The sequence below is a fragment of the Spirillospora sp. CA-128828 genome (assembly GCF_050945415.1).
Taxonomy (GTDB): Bacteria; Actinomycetota; Actinomycetes; order Streptosporangiales; family Streptosporangiaceae; genus Spirillospora.
Genome location: NZ_CP191986.1, coordinates 7,435,859 through 7,453,993, shown reverse-complemented (window position 1 = coordinate 7,453,993; position 18,135 = coordinate 7,435,859). Strand labels below are relative to the sequence as shown.

The 18,135-nt window shown below is 69.4% G+C and carries 13 protein-coding genes; 6 read left to right on the top strand and 7 right to left on the bottom strand.

Annotated elements, in window-relative coordinates:
- Nucleotides 1-25: 25 nt before the first annotated feature.
- Nucleotides 26-943: an ADP-ribosylglycohydrolase family protein gene (locus ACQPXG_RS35825; RefSeq protein WP_433463566.1), complete on the bottom strand. Its 918-nt coding sequence runs from the start codon at nt 941-943 to the stop codon at nt 26-28.
- Nucleotides 933-3,818, bottom strand: coding sequence for a hypothetical protein (locus ACQPXG_RS35820; RefSeq protein WP_433463565.1), 2,886 nt, complete (start codon nt 3,816-3,818; stop codon nt 933-935). Before ACQPXG_RS35820 ends, ACQPXG_RS35825 begins: the two co-directional genes overlap by 11 nt.
- A 308-nt stretch (nt 3,819-4,126) precedes the next feature.
- On the opposite strand from ACQPXG_RS35820, the gene ACQPXG_RS35815 reads away from it, so the two are divergent.
- Together ACQPXG_RS35815 and ACQPXG_RS35810 are read left to right on the top strand one after the other, a co-directional pair.
- Complete coding sequence (locus ACQPXG_RS35815; RefSeq protein ID WP_433463564.1) at nt 4,127-5,905, top strand: ABC transporter ATP-binding protein; 1,779 nt, start codon at nt 4,127-4,129, stop codon at nt 5,903-5,905.
- On the top strand, nt 5,902-7,704 hold the full coding sequence (locus ACQPXG_RS35810; protein ID WP_433463563.1) for an ABC transporter ATP-binding protein: 1,803 nt from the start codon (nt 5,902-5,904) through the stop codon (nt 7,702-7,704). The genes ACQPXG_RS35815 and ACQPXG_RS35810 overlap by 4 nt, the downstream gene beginning before the upstream one ends.
- A 219-nt stretch (nt 7,705-7,923) precedes the next feature.
- On the opposite strand, the gene ACQPXG_RS35805 is transcribed toward ACQPXG_RS35810, so the two are convergent.
- Nucleotides 7,924-8,385, bottom strand: coding sequence for a MarR family winged helix-turn-helix transcriptional regulator (locus tag ACQPXG_RS35805; RefSeq protein WP_433463562.1), 462 nt, complete (start codon nt 8,383-8,385; stop codon nt 7,924-7,926).
- A 53-nt stretch (nt 8,386-8,438) separates the two neighbouring features.
- Between ACQPXG_RS35805 and ACQPXG_RS35800 the strand changes: the two genes are divergently transcribed.
- Entirely contained in the window at nt 8,439-9,314 is an 876-nt protein-coding gene (locus ACQPXG_RS35800) for an alpha/beta fold hydrolase (protein ID WP_433463561.1), read from the top strand.
- Between the two features lie 13 nt (nt 9,315-9,327).
- Here the strand turns inward: ACQPXG_RS35800 and ACQPXG_RS35795 are convergent, their stop codons facing one another.
- The 4 genes from ACQPXG_RS35795 to ACQPXG_RS35780 form a co-directional block, all read right to left on the bottom strand.
- On the bottom strand, nt 9,328-11,355 hold the full coding sequence (locus ACQPXG_RS35795) for a serine/threonine protein kinase (protein WP_433463560.1): 2,028 nt from the start codon (nt 11,353-11,355) through the stop codon (nt 9,328-9,330).
- A 222-nt stretch (nt 11,356-11,577) separates the two neighbouring features.
- Nucleotides 11,578-13,398, bottom strand: a complete 1,821-nt coding sequence (locus ACQPXG_RS35790) for a type IV secretory system conjugative DNA transfer family protein (RefSeq protein ID WP_433463559.1) — start codon at nt 13,396-13,398, stop codon at nt 11,578-11,580.
- A 129-nt stretch (nt 13,399-13,527) separates the two neighbouring features.
- Nucleotides 13,528-14,136: a hypothetical protein gene (locus ACQPXG_RS35785; protein ID WP_433463558.1), complete on the bottom strand. Its 609-nt coding sequence runs from the start codon at nt 14,134-14,136 to the stop codon at nt 13,528-13,530.
- Nucleotides 14,133-15,227 (bottom strand): NlpC/P60 family protein, encoded by a 1,095-nt coding sequence (locus ACQPXG_RS35780; protein WP_433463557.1) that lies wholly within the window; start codon nt 15,225-15,227, stop codon nt 14,133-14,135. The genes ACQPXG_RS35785 and ACQPXG_RS35780 overlap by 4 nt, the downstream gene beginning before the upstream one ends.
- Nucleotides 15,228-15,831: 604 nt before the next feature.
- Between ACQPXG_RS35780 and ACQPXG_RS35775 the strand changes: the two genes are divergently transcribed.
- From ACQPXG_RS35775 to ACQPXG_RS35765, 3 genes are all read left to right on the top strand, one after another.
- On the top strand, nt 15,832-16,395 hold the full coding sequence (locus ACQPXG_RS35775; RefSeq protein ID WP_433470108.1) for a DUF6668 family protein: 564 nt from the start codon (nt 15,832-15,834) through the stop codon (nt 16,393-16,395).
- A gap of 289 nt (nt 16,396-16,684) precedes the next feature.
- Nucleotides 16,685-16,993, top strand: coding sequence for a hypothetical protein (locus ACQPXG_RS35770; RefSeq protein ID WP_433463556.1), 309 nt, complete (start codon nt 16,685-16,687; stop codon nt 16,991-16,993).
- 74 nt (nt 16,994-17,067) lie between these two features.
- Nucleotides 17,068-18,093: a hypothetical protein gene (locus ACQPXG_RS35765; protein ID WP_433463555.1), complete on the top strand. Its 1,026-nt coding sequence runs from the start codon at nt 17,068-17,070 to the stop codon at nt 18,091-18,093.
- The last annotated feature ends 42 nt before the right edge of the window (nt 18,094-18,135 follow it).

Here is an 18,135-nt window from a genome sequence, read left to right as displayed (position 1 = left end):
AAGCCGTCCTCGGCTTCGGCTTCGGTCATCCAGTGGTTGAACCGTTCTTCGGGCCGGGTCGTACCGGGTTGATCCAGTCCGGGAGCGGTTCGGATGTTCGGCGCCAGGCGTCGGGCAGATGGTCGGGACCGATGCCGGCGGCGACGATGCCGCCGACGATGGCGCAGGTGGTGTCGATGTCGCCGCCGGCTGCCGCAGTGGTCCAGATGGCCTGCTCAAATTCGGAGCGGTGATGGGCTGCCGCCCAGAGCGTGAAAGGGACGGTGTCGTGGGCGGCGACGGTGCTGCCGTTGCCGAGGAAGTAGGCCGCCGTTTCGGGATCGGCGATGGTCAGAAGGCGCCTGGCCTCTTGGATGCCGTCGTGGACTTTCCCCGGTGGGACGTACTCCAGGATGCGGTCGATGAACGGTCCCGGCGGGAGGTGACCGTTGGCGGCGTGCGCTGCGGCGACGGCGACTGCGACGGCCCCGGCGACCGCTTCGGGGTGGGTGTGGGTGACGGTGGCCGAGAGTGCCGCTTGGCGGGCCGCTTCGGCCGGGTCGTCGGCGAAGAAGGCGCCCAGAGGGGCGACGCGCATCGCGGCCCCGTTTCCCCATGAGCCGGAGCCGTCGAACAGATCGGCGGCCAGGGCTCGCCAGTCTCCGCCGTCGCGGACCAGCCGCAGCAGCCGGTTGGTCGCCGGACCGTAGCCGCGGTCGAAGTCATGCCGGTGCGCGAAGGAGGCGGCGAGCGCATCCTGGTCGATGGCGTGGTGGCCGGCCAGGATCAGGTAGATGGAGCAGGCCATCTCGGTGTCGTCGGTCCACTGCCAGGGACCGGGCGGGAGCGACCGGGCCGACAGGTGGTGACGGTTCGCGGGGATGAAGAACTGCGATCCGAGCGCGTCGGCGAGGGCGAGCCCGAGAAGGGAGGTCCCAGCCCGCTGAAGACGATCAGGTGACATTGTGGGTTCGCCACCAATCGGCCGCCGCGTCCGCGGCGAGGCCTGTGCTCCAGAGGTCGGCCGGGTCGTCGGGCAGCAGGCGTTCCCGCACCGCGTCCCGCATGGTGTAGGAGAGTGTGGCGCCGGTAGTGGGGATGTCTTCGTCCAGGACCTCGGCGGGGAACCTGCAGACCGCGACGGCGTCCGCCACCCCGAAACCCGCACGTTCCGCCAAGTTGTGGACCGTTGCGGCGGCATCGATCGGCGCGGGGCCGCGGTCGGTCAGCAACCGGATGAGCCGGACGACGCGGTCGGCGTCGCCCCAGCAGGGAACGGGGGCCCGGGCCGCCTGCCAGCCGGGCGGCCCGATCGGGTCGAACGTTCCGCCGAGCGCGTACTCCACGGCCGTCGCGATCCGGTCGCGCCGGTGGTAGTCCAAGATCAGCAGGGCGCCGTCCGGGGTACGCCAGAGCTGCCCGGGCGCCGCCTTCTCCAGTTGCTCGTCGACCAGTTGACGTTCGGCGTTGGACTGCCCCTCGCCACCCGCCGGAGTGAGGCGCAATATCCGGCATGCTCCCGTGCCGTCGCCGATCGGAGCGTTGGCCCAGAGGCGCAGGACGTCGAGGATGCCTTCGCGCTGTGAGCCGGACGTCCACGGCAGGACGGCCGGGAGCGCGAAGCCCGCCAGGGTGTCCAGGTCGACGCCCACATAGCCGCGGGGTGGCAGGGAGACGGTCCGGACGAGGTAGGGCTTGTCGGCCGCGGGCTCGTCGGTCGTCGCCGACTCCAGCGTGCGGGCCAGAATCCGTTGGCGCACGAGCCACCTCGTCTGCGCCGTGGTGCGCGCGAAGGGGAGGCCGGAGGCCGGCGAGACCAGCGCGGGCAGTGCCGGAGGCTGGGGACGGCCGATCCGGTCGCGCAACTCGATGGCCAGGAGGAGGCACTCGACGGCCGTGCGGGCCGCTTCGAGGACGCCGTCGCGCAGGGCCGGCGCGGTCACCTCGGGCAGCACGGCCTCCAGCGCGTCGGCGGCCGCGCGCGGTCCGGTCAGCGTCGCCTCCAGCAGGCGCGCCGCACGCTCGCGGTCGAGACGTCGCAGCGCCGCCGACCCGTCCGGGTCCACCGGGTCTCGCCGCGGCCACCAGCCGGGCGGCGGCACGAGCCCGCTCTTCGTGCTCCAGACGGGCGAGAAGGGGAGCCGGGCCGTCCGGGTCCCATCGGGGGCGGTGACCGTGATCGCGCCGCGGCTCAACCGGACCTCGCTCGGCCCGGCGGCACCCGGGAACGTCACCTCGGCGGCTCCTGGTGCCTGGGGCCGTGCGGTGGCGGCGTCGGGGTCCAGGGTCAACGCGACGGTCTCGCCCGTCTGCCCCTCGACCCGGAACGTCTGCCAGACGCCGTCCTGGATTCGTGACAGGAGGCCGGTCTTGCCGTCGTACCAGGGCAGGAGCCCGTCGGGCAGTTGGGGAAGCCTTATCGACAGGGAGTCGTCGCCGGTGACGGACGCGTGGGCGTACCAGGACCGTTCCGTGATGGTGAGGTATCCGAGGTGCTGGACGATCGTCCGGCCTGATTTCGGAGACTTGGACGGCGATCCATTGCCGGGCACGGCGAATTCGGCGGGAATGCCACCGCGCAGGGCCGCCAGGAGGGCGTCCACGGGGTCGGCGGGTTCGAGCCCGTCCGCGACGCCCGGCTCCAGGGCCAGGAACCCGCTGCGGCCGGTGAGCCGCACCAGCCGGTGCAAGGCGCCGTACAGGAAGGGAAGGTCCGGGCGGCCTGCGTCGGCCTTCCAGCCGTCGACGGTTTCGCGCAGCACCTCCCGGGTCTCCGGCAGGTCCCAGAGCGCTCTCACCGTGGCCGGATAGTCGACGTTGCCGTAGTACCCCATGTCGCGGACGAACGCGTCCAGCAGGCCGGCAGAACGCTCGCGCCCTTCTGGCCCGGATGCCACGTCCGCGGCCTGCTGCCCCATGTCGAAGTCCGGACCCCACCAGCGGGGCGAGTCGCTGGTCAGCTGCCCCTGGGGGGCGATGTGCCGGTAGTCGGGAGGCGGAAGCGCCGGGTCCGTTTCCTCGCCGAACACCACCTCGGCCTTCGGGAACAGCCGATCCCCTGCCTGGTCGGCGAGCTTCAGCAGGACGGCGGCCGCGCAACCCCGACCGGTGGTGCCGAACCACAGCGCCGGCAGGTGTGCCCCCGCCCCGCTCTCGGCCAAGGACTCCAGCCACATCTGCCGGATCTCCTCGGCGACCTCCTCGCCGCTCTCCTCCTCGTGCCGGGCACGGTCGGGTTCGGCGCTGATCAGCAGCTTCATCAGGTCGTCGTCGCGTCCGGCCACCGCGGCGAGCGGCTCACGGGCGGCCGCCCAAACCTGGTGGGACGCGATGGGCATGAGCCCGGCGCGCAGCAGCCGCTCGGCCAGGAACGCCTCCTCGTCCCGCTTCTTGATCTTCGCGGCGCGGGCCAGCATGCGCAGGTCGGGGAAGATCCGGGCGTACGGGATGAGCCCGGCGTCCAATCCCGCGCAGATCAGCTCACGGAAGCGGCGGTGCGCCTCTTCCCCCGGCAGTTCCGCGGCGAGCGTCTTGGCGTAGTCGCGCAGCGCGGCCGGTCCCACGCCACCCGCGGGCACCAGTTCGAGGAAGACGTCCTGCACCCGGTCGAGGTCGAGCAGCGCGGGATGGTCCTTCTCGACCTTGCGAGCCTGCCCGAACGCCCAGAACGCGAGCTCGTTCTCTCCCGCCCGCACCAGCTCCCGGCAGGCCTGCTCGAAGAACGGCGCCAGCTCGGCGGCCGGCAACGGGCCCGCGGCCTTGGTCAGCATCTTCTTGGCGCCCTTGGGCCCGGCGGCGGCGAGGTCGGCCGGTGCCGGCAGCTGCGGAAACTGAGTCATCGCGTCCTTCGTCCCTGGTCTCCTGAACGACCATGAAACCCTGCGACGGTCAGCCCACGTGATCGGTTCCGCGAACCCGCCGCACCGCTTGGCTGGACGTAAATCCATCCGCACATTCTGCCAGGGGAGAGAAGACGCTCGCGGCGCGGCAGGTCCGGGGCCGCCGCGGCGGGCTGGACACGTTGTTGACCGCGTTGACCGAAGGGCGTTGACCCATGAGCGTTGATCGAGGAATGTTGACCGAGATCATGGCCATGGGGTGACCGCCCCGAATGCTGGAGTAATCCATCGTCCGAAGGAACCGTTGCATGGCGCATGCGAGTGCCGAGCCTTCGAGGACCGGGAACGCGGACGGCACCGTGGGGCCGAATGCCGCAAGCACACTTCGCATCTATTTGTGGCCGCACCGGGCCGTCGCCGCCGTGCTCGCGGTGACGACACTGTTCTACACGGCCCTCCAGGTGGCCAACCCGCAGTTGCTGGGGAGGTTCATCGACGGTGTCCGCTCCGGTGCCCCGCTGTCGACTCTGCTGGGGCTCGGCGCGGCATACCTATCGGTCGCGGTGGTGGCGCAGGTGATCTGGATCGTCGCCGAATTCAGGGGCGCCCGGGTGGCCTGGTCCGCGACGAACGAGTTGCGCGCCGATCTGACCGAGCACTGCCTCCGGCTGGACATGTCCTTCTATGAGCGGCATGGCCCCGGCGAATTGATCGACCGGATCGACGGAGATGTGAGCAAGCTGGCCAACTATTTCTCGCAGATGTTCCTGCTCGTGCTCTCCAACGTGCTGCTGCTGGTCGGGATCGGGGTCGCGCTGTTCATCCAGGATTGGCGGATCGGTCTGGTGTACGCCCCGTTCGTCACCGCCTCCTTCGTCCTGCTGCGGCGGCTGGTCGGCACCGCCGTGCCGGCGATGGCGGCCCAGCGGGAGGCCAACGCGAAACTGCTCGGGTTTTTCGAAGAACGCCTGAACGGACTCCCCGACCTGCGGGCCAACGGAGCCGAAGAGCACACCGTGCACGGCTTCTGGACACACGCCGGGATGTTGTTCCGGAGCAGCCGCCGCGCCGCGCTGCTGGGCGTGCGCTGGCCGGCGGCCGCGCAGTCACTGGCTTCGGCGGGTTTCGTCATGGCCCTCGCGGCCGGCGCATGGCTCTACACGGCCGGCCAGATGACCCTTGGCGCGGCCTACACCCTGGTCGCCTACGCGGTCATGGTGCAGACCCCGATGCTGGTGATCACCGCGCAGTTTCATGATCTCGAAGCCGCGCTGGGGGCACTGCGGCGCATCCACGGCCTGCTCGGCGAGCGCAGCGTGGTCGACACCGGCGGCGACCCCCTGCCCGCCGGGGCCCCCGCCGTGGAATTCGATCGGGTCTCGTTCAGCTACCGGCCCGAAGAAGACGCGCTCAGCGATATTTCCCTCCGCCTACGGCCGAAGGCCCGGCTGGCCATAGTCGGCCGCACAGGAAGCGGAAAGAGCACTCTGATGCGCCTGTTGTTCCGGTTCGCCGACCCCACCCAGGGGACGGTCCGGCTCGATGGCCACGACCTGCGGGAAATCTCGGTGACCTCATTGCGCGGCCAGGTCGGTCTGGTCACACAGGAGGTCCAGCTGTTCGCCGCCACGGTCCGCGACAACGTCACGCTCTTCGACGACACGGTCGATGACGCCCGAGTACGCGAGGCGCTGGCGGATGTGGGACTGCGACAGTGGCTGGAAAGCCTGCCCGCGGGGCTGGGCACCCTCCTCGGCCCAGGCGACACCGGGCTGTCGGCCGGGCAGGAGCAGTTGCTGGCCTTCGCCCGCGTCCTGATCCAGGACCCCGGCCTGGTGCTCCTGGACGAGGCCACGTCGCGACTGGACCCGGCGAGCCTGCGGGTCTTCGAGACGGCCATGGAACGCCTGCTCGCCGGACGTACCGCGATCATCGTGGCGCACCGTCTCGAAACCCTCGGCTCCGTCGACGAGGTGCTGCTGCTCCGCGACGGCCGCGTCGTCGAGCACGGCCGCCGGGACCGGCTGGTCGCCGACCCGTCCTCGCAGTTCTCCCTCCTCCTCGCGGCCAACGAGGCACTGGCATGAGGACATCACGGACAAGCCGGTCGGAGCCGCCGCCCGCGCCGCCCGGGACGCGTACCAGCCGACGATCACTGCTGATTCCGCTGCTGTCCCGATCGGCCCCCATCTACCTGGGCCTGACCGGACTGTGGGTCCTGCTGCGGGGCGTACTCCTCGCCACCGGGCTCTTGCTCCAACTCGTCTTCGACACCCTCAGCGGCACTGAGCGGGCCGGCATGTCGGCATGGTCGCTCATCGCCCTGGTGTCGGTCGCCGAGGCCACCAAGGTGACCGTGTGGTACGGCGTGATCCTCAGCCGGGTCGAACCGCACTTCACCTACCGGATTCGTGCGGCCCTGCAGGTCAACGCGCTGCGCGCGATCCTGCGCAAACCCGCGGGGCGTGCCCTGGACCGCACCGGCGGGGACGCCGTCAGCCGGTTCGGCGCCGACACCGACGACGTCGGTGTCTTCGCGATCTGGTCGGCGTCCAACCTCTCCCGGCTGATCATCGCCGTGGGAGCGTTGGTCATCATGCTCGGCATCGACGCCGTCGTGACCTTGGGACTCGTCCTCCCGGTGGTGGTCATGGTGGTGGCGAGCCGGGCGCTCGCCAGGCCGCTGCGCGAGTACCAGCATGCAGGTCGCCGGGCGGCCGCGGAGGTGAGCAGCGTCGTCGGGGAGGCGGTCGGCGGGGTTCAGGCGATCAAGGTCGGACGCGCCGAAGAGCGGTTCGTCGCGCGGCTGCGGCAGGCCAACGACGTCCGGCTGCGGATCGCCGTCCGCGAGGTGCTCCTGACCACCGTGCAGATGTCCCTGTTCAACGGCACGGCCGCGCTCGGCACCGGGTTCGTGCTGCTGCTGGCCGCGGCCGGCATGCGCGGCGGTGACTTCACCGTGGGCGACCTGGCGCTCTTCGTCTTCTACATCCAGTTCATCACTGAGGCGGTGACCGCGCTGGGCATGTTCTTCGCGCGGTCCCAGAAGGCCGAACTCTCCATGCGCCGGGTGGCCGAACTCGCCGGCGACGAATCAGCGGTGATCGCCCGCACGAAGACCCACCTGCGGCGCGAGCCGCCGCGGCCGGCACCGCGCGAAGACCGTTCCGCGCCGCTACGCCTGCTCCAGGCCTATGGCCTCACCCTGCACCACCCGGACACCTCACGCGGCATCCGCGACATCGATCTCCACCTGCCCGCCGGCACGGTCACGGTCGTGACCGGCAGGGTCGGTTCCGGCAAGAGCACCCTCCTGCAGGCGCTCCTCGGGCTGCTCCCCGCCGAGCACGGCACCGTCCTCTGGAACGGCGTGCCCATCGACCATCCCGGGACGTTCCTGGTCCCACCGCGGTCGAGCTTCGTGCCGCAGGTCCCCCGGCTGTTCAGCGGCACGGTCCGGGAGAACATCCTGCTCGGTGCCCCCTCTTCGCCGGCGGAGGTGGCCGAGGCGGTGCGCCTCGCCGTGCTCGAAGACGACGTCGCCGGTTTGGACGAGGGCTTGGACACTGTGATCGGGCCGCGGGGTCTGCGACTGTCCGGCGGCCAGAGGCAGCGGATCGCCGCCGCCCGGATGGCGGTGCGCCGTACCGAGCTGATGGTCTTCGACGACCTGTCCAACGCGCTGGACGTCACCACCGAGCTCCGGTTGTGGGACCGGCTTCTGGACCATGGCGGCGCCACGATTCTGGCCGTTTCGCACCGACCGTCCATTCTCCGCCGAGCCGATCAGATCGTGGTACTCGTCGACGGTGAGATGGCCGCCGTCGGCACCTTGGACGAGCTGTTGAAAAACTGCGCCGAGATGCACTACCTGTATGGTCGTTGAGGGCAGTTTTCAGAAGAAATGGATATAGCCGTCGGGGTTGTTGTGGCTGATCGTGCGCTTGCTGTAGGCGTTGCGCTCGACCTTGTTGTAGTCCTCGACCACGATCTTCGAACCGTTGACCCTGGCCACGTAGGCCACGTGACCCATAAACGCGCACCGTTGCCAACGTCACGCACAGCTCTTTGGGCCTGGGATCATGCACAGGAGAATCCCGTCGAGTCAGCCTGGTTGTGGGGCTGCGGGGATGTGGGAGTCATAGAGGCGTCGCAACAGGTGGTTGAGCCGCGCACGGTCGGTGGCATTCAAGGTTTGGAGGAATTGGTCCTGTTCGACAGCCGCCGCGTCAGCGACGGTCGCAAGCAGAGCGTTTCCCCTGCCGGTGAGTGTGATGGTGCGGCGTCGGCGGTCGGTGTCATCAGGACGCCGTTCTATGAGGCATCCGGCGGCCAGTGAGTCCAGGACGGGCACGATGTTGCGCGCGTCCATCGCAACGAGTTCGGCCAGGCGCCGCTGGCCTACCGGTCCGTGCTGTTGGAGCGCGATGAGAACGGTGTACTGCGCCTGGGTCAGCCGATGCTCGGTCAGGAACGCAGTCCAGGAACGCGCCGTGAGCGAGCCCAGGCGTGCCAGCAGGAAGCCGGTACCGCGTTCGTAGGCGGGCCGTTCGTTGTCGCCGGACATGGCCGCCAGCCTACGCGATAGACATGTCACATGTCGTTTGGTAGACATGTTTCATGTCTACCAAGCTGCGAAACTCCACGGTGACGATCGGCGAACTCGCGCTGCACGTCGTCGAGTCCGGGGCGCCCGAGGGGCGACCCTTCCTGTTCTTGCACGGCTGGCCGGAGTCGTGGCGGACATGGCTGGACGTGATGGACGCCGCGGGCGCCGGGCGGCCCGACGCCCGCATCATCGCCATCGACCTGCCCGGCATCGGCGAGTCCGCCGGCGCGGTCGGCGGCGGGTCGAAACTCCGGCTGGCCGAGACGGTCCACGCCCTCGTGCGGCACCTGGACCTCACCGGCGTCACCCTGGTCGGCCACGACGCCGGCGGGATGGCCGCCTACGCCTACCTCCGGCGGTTCGGCGACGCCGAACGCGTCGTCATCATGAACACCGTCATTCCCGGCGTCGATCCGTGGAACGAGGTCCTGCGCAATCCCTACATCTGGCATTTCGGCCTGCACGCCGTCCCGGACTTGCCTGAGACCCTCGTCCAGGGACGCCAGGCGGAGTACTTCGCCTACTTCTACGACGTGCTGTCGGCGGACCCCAGCCGGATCTCCGCCGCCTCACGAGCGGCCCACGCCGCCGCGTACGGCAGTGATGCCGCGCTCACTGCGGGATTCGACCTGTACCGGGAATTCCCTCAGGACGCCTTGGACAATGCCGCGTTCGCCGAAGCAGGTGCCGTCGACATCCCGCTGCTGTACGTGCGAGGCGACCGTGAAGGCGGCGACATCGACGCCTACGCGCGGGGCTTCCGCGACGCCGGGGTGAAGAACCTGACCACCGCTACGGTCTCCGACGCAGGCCACTTCGCTCAGGAGGAACAGCCCGCCGAGGTCTGGCGGATCATCCACGACTTTGCCTACACCACCGCGAACTGACCGGCGTCGCGGCTCAGCCACCCCGCCTGCCGCGGTGGGTGCAGACGGGCTTGGCGTAGGCGACCCGGTCGACGTCCACCACGGCGACGACCGTCATGCAGTACTCCACGCTCGGGTTCAGGGCGAGGATCATGGCCTTCGTCGTCCCAGCCGGCACGGTGGCCAGAGTGGTGGGTGCGCGCCCAGCCGGGCCGCCGACCACGTAGTACGCGGCCTTGCCTCCGCTGGCGTCCTTCCAGCTGATCTCGATCGAGATCTGGCCGTCGACGATCCGCACCTGGCTCGGCTTGTACCTGTTCTGCGGCCGTACCGCCGTCGGGATGGACGTGGGCGTCGGCGAGGCGGGAGCGGACGCCCGAGGCCGCTCAGCCGTTCCTGAATCCGCCCACAGGGAGACCGCGCCGAGCGCCACGGCGGCGAGCACGAGCGCCACCAAGGTCAGCAGCGCGATCCCGGGACGTCGCGAACTTGCGGGCACCGTCTCCTGCTGCGGGAACAGCGCCTGAGGTTCGGGGAGCAGCGCCTGAGGTTCGGGGAGTAGCGCCTGGGGTTCGGGGGACTGTGCCTGAGGTTCCGGGAGTAGCGCCTGGGGTTCGGGGGACTGTGCCTGCCGTTCGGGGAACAGCGCCTGGCGTTCCGGGAAGAGCGCCTGCCGTTCGGGGAACAACGGCTGAGGTTCCGGAAACAGCGCCTGAGGTTCTGGGAAATGCGCCTGCTGCTCCGGCAGCGGATCGGGTACCGGCGCCGCCTCCTTCAACGGCGGCCCCGGAGGGCTCTCCTGGAGCCCTTCCTCCAGCGCATCGACGAACGCCCGCGCCGTCGGATACCGGTCGGCGGGCTCGCGCGCCAGCGCGTTTTCGAGAGCGTTCCCGAGCCATTCCGGCACGTCGTCACGCGGCACCCGGGGAGCGGATTCGTCCAAGGCCAGTTCCCCATCGGCTGCGAAGGGGGCACGCCCGGCCAGCAGGCTCCAGAGGGTGGCGCCGAGCCCGTACACGTCAGACCGCGCGGTCTGCGGCTGCTGGGACAACGCCTCCGGAGCGGCGAACCCGGGATCAACGCGTTCCCGGGGGACCGGCTCGAGGACGCCCGGCGCGGCGTGCGCCGCCGACCCCCGTGCGGTGGCCGTACCGGTGAGCAGCGGTCCCGCCTCGCCACGCAGGATCCGGCCCGGACGGACGTCGCCGTGGACCAGACCCTCGTCGTGCAGCGCCTGCAGAGCCCGGCCCATCGATATCGCGATCCCGACCGAGTCTCCGACCGGCAGCGGCTCCGGCACGTGAGCGCCGCCGGGGCAGTACTCGGACGCCGTGTACCGCTGCCCGGCCGTGGTGCGGCCGCTCTCCAGCGCGCTCACCATGTGATCGTTGCGGGAGGCGCGTTCGAGGGCGGCGAGTTCCTCCATCGGGGTGTCGGAACCGTCGAGCCGCACTCTGACGGCGACCACGGTGCCGGACTCCTCGTGCACGGCACGGTAGGTCACCGAGCCGGTGCCGCGATGGACGATCGTCAACTCGCCGTACCCCGGTATCAGACCCGGCGAGTCACCGGCGCGGGCGACGCCGCTGCCGGCTCCGGAGGGCGGTTCGCCGCCGCCGGCCCGGAGCCCCGACGGGGGTTCGTCGGCCGGCCGGGTGGACATCGTCGCGGCGGGGACCGGCGGCGGTCCGGGCTGAGCGGCCGGCCGGGCGACGACGAGCAGCTCCAGCAGCTCCGCCAGAGTCAGCGGCTTGGCCGTCGCGATCACTTCCGGGTCGAAGACGTCGCCGCGCCTGGTGTAGTGACCGTGGACGATCACAGTATGGCCGCGCGCCGCCAGCCTGTTGGCCTGGGGGGAGACACCGCCGTCGGGAAGGTCCTCGTCGAAGTCCGGCGCGAACAGGAACGCCGCCGGGGAACGGACCTCGCCACTCTTGGACAGGTCCCGAAGCTCGCTGGCGGAGGCGACATCGAACACGGCCGGAAAGCGTTTGGTCGCCCGCAGCCTCCGCGAGAGGTCCGGGTGCCCTGCCACGATCACGTTCGGTGCGGTGACCGTCACATCGGAGCCCACCTAGCGGAGCCGCCGGGACCGGGCCGCCTGATGCAGGTGCCCGCGGCCTCGGTCCTCGGCGGACCGGTTCAGGCCGAGATGGTCGGACGTCGGCACAGAGACTCTCCTCGCTGACCTCTTGAGCGAATTGCCCATTCTTTCTCCACGTACGCGCATGCCGTCAGGGTGCGACCCGGTCGCGCGCCCCGATCCGCCGGTCGATCAGCCCTCTCACCAGACGATGGCCGATGAATCCTCGTCATTGCCGTCCGGCACGGCCGCCGCGTCGTGGGTCGTGTCGGTCTCAGCCTGCTGACCCGCGTTCATTTTGTGAATCATCGCTTCGGCCGCCGCCTTACCTCTCGCGATGGCGTCCCGATCCTTGCGCTTCCACCAGGGGGTGAGCCACATTTCGACGGGACGGGCGGTGCCGGCGACGACGGCGGCACGGCCGAAGGGCATGGTCCGCAGCTCTTCGGGGCTGAGGATGTGCCTCCCGTCGTGCCTGCCCACGAGGTCGGAGAGGTCGGAGAGGTCCTTGGCCGTACCGGAACCACCCGAGATGATCTTGACCGTGGCATTGTCCCACAGGGAGGCGGCACCGTCCGAGCCCCACACCCGGCGAGCCTCCGCCAGGGATGTCAGGTAGACGTGCAGGCTGATGGAGTAACCGCCGGACTCTCCCATGTAGGTGGCCAGGCCGCCGAGGGGGCAGATGTCGGCCACCTGGTTCAGCTCGATCGTCAGCGGCGGGTCGAGGCGACCGCTCGGGTTCTTCATCGCCGTGCCGCGCGCGCTGCGGAAGTACTGCTCGATGATGGTCGTGACGACGGGGGCGATGCCTCCCCAGTCGCTCTGCTTCTTGGAGACGAAGTAGAGGGTGTTCCGGCCCTGGAGGAACTTCCTGAAGTCGAACTCCTCTCCGGGGTCCGGCGTGCAGTCCTCCAGCACCTCGGGCTGCGAGAAGCACGACATCACCTGGATCACTCCGGACCACAGGCGCTCGTCCCGCATGCTGAACGCCAGCGCCCCCGGATATCCGGGGGCGGTCCGCCCCTCGCGCTCCCCCTGGCGCAGGATCTCCAGCGCCTCCTCTCCGTCGGCCTCGTTGACCCAGCGCATCACCTCGCGGAAGTTGAGCCTGCCGATCGCGCCGGCGTGCAGCAGGCAGCGGATGATGGTGATGACGCCGCTGAGCGCGCTGCCCCCTTCCCGTCCGATCTCGTAACCGCTCGACTGGACGAGCGTCCCCGACCGGACCGCGCACACGTTCGGGTCCTCGCAACCCTGCAGTGGCGACCAGCGCATCCGGTTCGGCCATCCGGTCCAGTTGTACGGGTCGAAGACGTACACCTCGCCGAACTCCGCCCGCACCTTAGCGGTGTTGATGAACGTCTCCCGCCGGCTGGACGTGACGATGCAGGGGCCGGGTGCGTCGATGGTGAACGGCGTGACGAAGTGCACGTCCTTTCCCTGCCGCGGCGCCGCGACGACGATCGCGGTGTCCTCCAAGGACGCGTACAGCTTCCGCCGGGACCTGATGTCCCTCCCGATGTAGAACCCGACCTCCTCGGGCTTCACCGCGCGCGCGGGACGGGTCTGCGTGGACGGCCGGACCTGCGCGGCCTTGCTCTGGACGGTCCGGGCGCTCAGCAGCTTGCGGACCTCCCAGCCGGAGGCGAACCCCAGGCGCATCCGCCGGAAGGGCCGGTGACGCCGCCAGTTCAGCAGGAGCCGGGCCAGGAGATAGGTGCCCAGGGCCGCCGACACGAGGAACACGGCGAGCAGGGTGAAGAAGACGGGGGCCGACCCCAGGGCCGCCGCGGCCGCGGGCGGCCACGCACTGCGCGGATCGGTGGGGTGGCGCACGAGGTTGTAGGTGACGTGCAGGCAGTCGGCCGGGCTGGAGTCCGGCCACCCGCCGCCCGAGAGGAGGCCGGAGAACTGGCCCGCCAGCCACGTCAGGAAACTGCTCGCCCCACCCACCAGCGCGGTCACCAGGCCGATACCGATGATGGCCACGTACACGTCATCGTCGTCGTTACCGGCCATAGTGCCTCCTCATTCGTGATGTCCCGATGTGCCGGGATACGCCATACGTCGCGGAAGTGGAACGCGCGGGAACGCCACGTCCGGGCCCGGGCCGTGGCGGGCGCCGGTGCTGCGGGGACCGTCCATGGGTCATGCCGTGGTGACCTCCGAGACCCACCAGACGTTCTCGGCGTCGCGGGTCAGGGTGACGAAGGCGATCGCGTGGGTGGACGGCCCCTTCCAGCCGTCCCGGCCGATGGGGGTGACGGTGACATCCCACTGGCGATGCGCGGTCCGGGCGTTGTCGGGGGGCACCCCGTCTTCGGGCGTCTGGGCCGCGAGGCGGACGCGGGCGAAGGCGCGGTGGTCGCGCCAGACCGAGGGCACGGCTCCTGCCGGCTGGGCGTCCGACCGCGCGGCGTACTGGGGAGTCAGGTAGGGCCGGGCTCGCCGGTAGGCGTCGCCCTGGCCGCGGTCTGTCGCCGCGTCGACGGTCCACATCACCTGGACGGCCGCTCGCGACACCGCGGACGCGTCCTGCCGGTCGACGGCCTTCGGGCCGGGGAGGCCGCCGTGGGGAGTGGCGGTCGGTGCCGGAGGAGTCGAAGGAATGGCGGCAGGCGGGGACGTGGCGGCGCCGCCCGCCCTCTCCTGATGCGGCAGTCCGCAGCCCGAGGCGACCAGCAACGCGGCGACGGCCAGAACGCCGTGCCGACGGCGGCGTCCGGATGGGTGTTCCCGGGGAAGTGCCCGCGTCATGCCTTCACCGTCTTCGGCGCGGTGAACCGGACGCCGCCGCTGAATTCCTTCTCGTCCATCGGGCCCACCTTGACGACGGTGCCCGTGTACGGCGCATGAAGCATCTGATTTCCGCCGACGTAAATCCCCACGTGATGCGGTACGGCTCCGGGAGTGGAGGAGAAGAAGACCAGATCGCCCGGCTGGAGATTCGAGCGGCTCACCTTCGTACCGCGGGAATCTCTTATCTGGTCTCCGGTGTAGTGCGCCAGTTGGATCTTACCGCCGGTGGCCTGGTATACCGCGTACAGGGTCAGGCCCGAGCAGTCGAAACCTCCGTTGCTGGGACCATTGATATTGCCGCCGCCCCACACATAGGGGGTTTTCAGCCAGCGCTTGGCATAGGAGATGATGCGCTGGCCGAGCGCTGACGGGATGCCGCCGCCGAACGAGGCGCATGACATCCCGGCATTGTTGGCCGAGGCGAGGGAGAATCCGTTGCCTGCGTAGCGTTGGGCCCACGACAGCACCAGGTCCACGTAGTCCCAGGAGTGGTTGTAGGCGTAGATCGCTTTTCTGGTCTGGGCGGGTGCCCCGCTGGCGTGCAGGTAGTTCGCGGCACTGAAGATCGCGTCCGCCGGATTGTAGCGATCCTTTCGGCCGTTGTCGTCGCCGTCGACCGCGAAACTGTTGAAGGTGCTCTGCAGGAACTGCATCGGACCGCCCGCACCGGCGTAGTTAGCCCCGGAGTGGACGCCCGGCAGGGTGGACCGGCCGTGGTCGGTCTCCACCTTTCCGATTCCGGCGAGCACATACCAGGGAATGCCGTACTGCGGTCCAGCGGCCTTGTAAAGCCTGACGTAGTTGGCGGGGATGCTGTCCGCAGGGGCCTTGGCCGCCGCGGCGACGTTTTCCACGGCCCCGGAGCCGAGCGGTTCTCCGCCCGGAACACGGTTGTAGGCCGCCGGTGCCACGGTCGGCCCCTTGGTCCCGGGACTCGGATTAGGCGCGGGACTCAGGAGGCTCGGACCGTCGTTGTTCAACGGTCCGCACACATTGGTGATGCCATTTGAGAGGACGTTCTGAACTGCCACGAACAGGACCGCGACCATGAGTCCTACAATGGCGACCGACCCGATGCAGCCTGTCCTGAGTATGAACTTTCCCAAGCTGAAGGTCAGCATTGGAAATTATTCTTGGAACGGTTGATGACATAGCCTTTCAAGATCGGCACTGACGTCGCCGCTCTCCCGCTGGGTGGCGGAACGCCGGGCCATCGGCGTGCTCTTCGGGCATGTCCCACCTTCCTGTGACCCGCCGACCAAGACAGTGCGGTCGACGCACGGTGATGCAACGTGCATCCTGCGGTTGTGTGCGTCCCGGCCCGTGCGGCCGAGCGATCGGCGGCGAACCGCAGACCGGTCCGCGTGCCTGGCGCGGTCCGGCACGGCTTGCCCGGGACAGGCCCTGACCTGGCCCGCACGATGAACATGCCGCCGCGGGATGCGGTGGCCGTGGAGCCAGGCGTGTGGCGGTTGACGAGAACGACGACGCGCGGACGGTCGTCCCAGGAGTAACTTTGATCCCGCTAGCCCAGAGCTAGTGCAATCCAGAGCAGAGCCGCTCGCGACTTTCCCGGAGGTGGGCACCGCGGTGCGGGCATCACAGAGCGGCGCCCAGCTGGGCGGGGGAACCGGTCCCGAGGTTCCGCCGAACATGCCGGGCACATCGGCCTATCCGGCTCAGCAGGAACGCCCCCGGACCGGGGGGTTCTCCGCGCAGGCGGTCATACCAGCGGATCAAGGACCCGCACCGAAGAGCACGCTCGGGGTGGTCACGTACCACGGCCGAGCCCCAGGACTTTGGCTCTCCTCGTGTCACGGGGGAGCCGGCGCCTCCACACTGGCCGCTCTCATCACCAACAGCGTGAGCGCAGGACGCTACTGGCCGACACCCGCGGCCGCGGGACAGTCTCAGGTCCTGCTGGTCGCCAGGAGCCACGCGGCCGGGCTGTGCGCTGCTCAGGACGCTCTTCGGCAGTGGGCCGCGGGCGTCCTCCCGAGCGTGCATTTGCTCGGTCTGGCGGTGGTGGCGGACGCTCCCGGGAGGCGTCCGAAACCGCTGGCGGACCTCGTGCATCTGATCGCCGGCGGCGTGCCTCAACTCTGGGACCTGCCGTGGGTGGAGGACTTCCGCCTCGGCGACCCTCCGGACAGGGTGAAACTTCCCCCTGCCTACTCACGCCTGGTCCGCGAAATGAGCGGCATGGATCCCGCCTGACAATGGTGACCGGCTCGGAGCCGGGTGCCGCCTGATCTCACCGGAGTTTCTGTCGATCGGTGCTTGACGATCACCTTGACTACCGGACCGTTAGTACGAAGTGCATGACTGTGCTCGGAAGCGCCTCGCCGGTTCAGCCCTGACCGGCGAGCGACCCCTTCCGAGCGGGGCTCATCGATCATGCGAGTGGCGGCCGCGATGCGACGCACCTCGGTGAGCCCCGGCCACATTGCCGTCCGCCTGCGCACGGCTGGTCAGAACCTCGATCGCATCATCTCGGAGGACGTTCATGCTCGACGCGACGATCACGTGGGCGGGCCATGTGCTCGACCATGCGGCATACCTTGCCAGGGACATACCGAATCCTGGGCAGGGCGAAGCGCCGCCGTTCGCGGACAAACTTGAAAAGCTGCTCGACTGGGCGGCTTGGGGTGGGCTTCTGGCCTGTGTGGCGGGTTTCGTCATCATCGGCGCCAGGATGGGGATCCAGCACAAGAAAGGTGAGGGGGGAAGTCACCTGGGAAGCATGTTCATCGTGGGATTCGGCTGCCTGCTCATCGTGAGCGCGGGATTGATTGTCAGAAATCTCGCCTCTTGATGCCGGCGTCCCGACACCTCCGCACAGCACGCGAAAGGGGCCGCCGCCAGAGCCGGGTGCCCCTGTGCCGGCGCGTGTCCGTCCTGTCCGCCGCCCTCCTCGCGCTGGGCGCCGCCCTGCTCGTGATCAGCCTGCTGCCCGCTCCCGCACCCGAGGTCGTCCTGAGCGGGCAGCGCTCGGCGGACCCGTCGCAACGTTCCCAACCGGCCGATCCGCTCGCCGCCGGCCCGACGCGGCTCGCGGTCGAGGCCGTCCCGGCCGTTCAGGGACCGGGCCAGGCGGGGCCCGTCGCCCTCACGGCGCTGGGAAGCTCCGTCGACTGGGACAAGACGGAGGACATCGAGACCATCGACACCGACCCGGGCGGCAAGCTCCAGTTCGACCCTGTGACCGGTCGGGTGAGAGCATGCGACGCCAACAACGACGGCCACCTGGTGCGCGGCTATGTCCTTGTCGACGGCAACGAGGTGACTCATGTGCGCGCGGCCGGAAAAGGCAAGTGCGATGAGGCGGGGGTTCCCGGCTACAAGCGCACCAAGGATTCGAAATACCAGTTCAAGGTCTGCCTTCGCAGAAGTGATTCGGATCCGGACGGTTACTGCAACACCAGTAACAGCGCTCAGTGGCCGCGCGAGGACAAGAAGAACGACTCCTGCTGGGATCTGAAGACCGATCAGGAGAAGATCGACTGCGTAGGGGGAGTGGAGGAGTTCTGCAATCAGTGGCAGCACAGCAGCGGGATGTTCCCGAAGCAGTGCGTCAAAGACCATACTGAGAAGAAGACGACCGCACTCAAGCCCCCTACCGGAAGAAAGCCGAATATAGACGCCAGGCCCGACGCGTCGCTGCCGCGCGGCAACGCGAAGGGAGCCGACCGGGTCACCGAACCGGTGGAGCCATTGCTTCGCTGGTTGCTCTGGACCGCTCTGGCGGGATGCGTGCTGGGCTTCATCCTGGTCGGTGGCAATATGGCGCTCAAACACAGGAAGGGCGAGTTCGGAGCGCAGGCCGTCGGTCTGGGGTGGGTGATGATCGCATGCGTCATGGCAGGCTCGGGGCTGGCCATCGCCTTCGTCAGCCTTCTGGTCGACCCTTTCTGAAAGTAGGCCCGTCGTGCGTGAGTCGAGCGACTTCGTGGTTCC

Coding starts and splice junctions, on each gene's coding strand:
- ACQPXG_RS35785 (WP_433463558.1), bottom strand. CDS start 14,136: ATGACGCGGGCACTTCCCCGGGAACACCCATCCGGACGCCGCCGTCGG.
- ACQPXG_RS35805 (WP_433463562.1), bottom strand. CDS start 8,385: ATGTCCGGCGACAACGAACGGCCCGCCTACGAACGCGGTACCGGCTTC.
- ACQPXG_RS35820 (WP_433463565.1), bottom strand. CDS start 3,818: ATGACTCAGTTTCCGCAGCTGCCGGCACCGGCCGACCTCGCCGCCGCC.
- ACQPXG_RS35790 (WP_433463559.1), bottom strand. CDS start 13,398: ATGGCCGGTAACGACGACGATGACGTGTACGTGGCCATCATCGGTATC.
- ACQPXG_RS35825 (WP_433463566.1), bottom strand. CDS start 943: ATGTCACCTGATCGTCTTCAGCGGGCTGGGACCTCCCTTCTCGGGCTC.
- ACQPXG_RS35800 (WP_433463561.1), top strand. CDS start 8,439: ATGTCTACCAAGCTGCGAAACTCCACGGTGACGATCGGCGAACTCGCG.
- ACQPXG_RS35775 (WP_433470108.1), top strand. CDS start 15,832: ATGCCGGGCACATCGGCCTATCCGGCTCAGCAGGAACGCCCCCGGACC.
- ACQPXG_RS35780 (WP_433463557.1), bottom strand. CDS start 15,227: ATGGTCGCGGTCCTGTTCGTGGCAGTTCAGAACGTCCTCTCAAATGGC.
- ACQPXG_RS35815 (WP_433463564.1), top strand. CDS start 4,127: ATGGCGCATGCGAGTGCCGAGCCTTCGAGGACCGGGAACGCGGACGGC.
- ACQPXG_RS35810 (WP_433463563.1), top strand. CDS start 5,902: ATGAGGACATCACGGACAAGCCGGTCGGAGCCGCCGCCCGCGCCGCCC.
- ACQPXG_RS35770 (WP_433463556.1), top strand. CDS start 16,685: ATGCTCGACGCGACGATCACGTGGGCGGGCCATGTGCTCGACCATGCG.